Source organism: Mycobacterium sp. E3305 (assembly GCF_001666785.1).
GTDB lineage: Bacteria > Actinomycetota > Actinomycetes > Mycobacteriales > Mycobacteriaceae > Mycobacterium.
Genome location: NZ_LZJA01000170.1, coordinates 1 through 807, shown reverse-complemented (window position 1 = coordinate 807; position 807 = coordinate 1). Strand labels below are relative to the sequence as shown.

The following is an 807-nucleotide window of genomic DNA, read 5'->3' as shown; positions in this document are numbered from 1 at the left end:
CCCCGGTGCGGGGTCGACGAATCGTTCTTCGACCTGGGCGGCGACAGCATCTTGTCGATGCAGGTGGTGTCGCGGGCCCGGGCGGCCGGCCTCAGCTGCCGGCCGCGCGACATCTTCGTCGAGCAAACCGTGGCCGGACTGGCCCGGGTGGTCGGCGTGGCCGACACGCACCGGCCCATCGACGAGGGAATCGGCGACGTGGCGGCGACACCGATAATCCGCTGGCTGAGCAGCGTCGACGGCCAGGTGGTGGATGATCAGGGCCAACTGCCTGGTGGTGCTCGCCCACACGGCGCTGAGCATGACCCCGCCGGCCGGACTGAGCCGGGACCGGGCGGCGATGATCGTCTCGTCGGTGAGCGCGTCGACGGTGTGCAGTAGCGCTGCGGCGTGCGCCGAGTCCGGTTCTGGCACGGTCAATTTCCAGCCGCCGGGCCCGTCGTCGACGCGCAGTCTCAACATGGCGTGCCGGTCCAGCAGGGCCTGCAGCACGACCGTGACGTCGGCCAGTTCGACACCCGCGGGTGCCTGCAACACCATGGTCTGGTTGAACTGGTCAACGGGGCCGTCGACGCTGCTCAGCCAGCGGATTATCGGTGTCGCCGCCACGTCGCCGATTCCCTCGTCGATGGGCCGGTGCGTGTCGGCCACGCCGACCACCCGGGCCAGTCCGGCCACGGTTTGCTCGACGAAGATGTCGCGCGGGCGGCAGCTGAGGCCGGCCGCGCGGGCCAGCGAGAACACCAGCATAGAAAAGAAGAAGTCGCCGCCCAAGTCGAAGAACGAATAGTCGACCCCGCACCGGGG

The 807-nt window shown here is 69.6% G+C and carries 1 pseudogene; it reads right to left on the bottom strand.

The window, feature by feature from the left end:
- Positions 1 to 234: 234 nt before the first annotated feature.
- Positions 235 to 807 (bottom strand): annotated as a pseudogene (locus A5701_RS28960) (hypothetical protein); the annotation flags it as partial.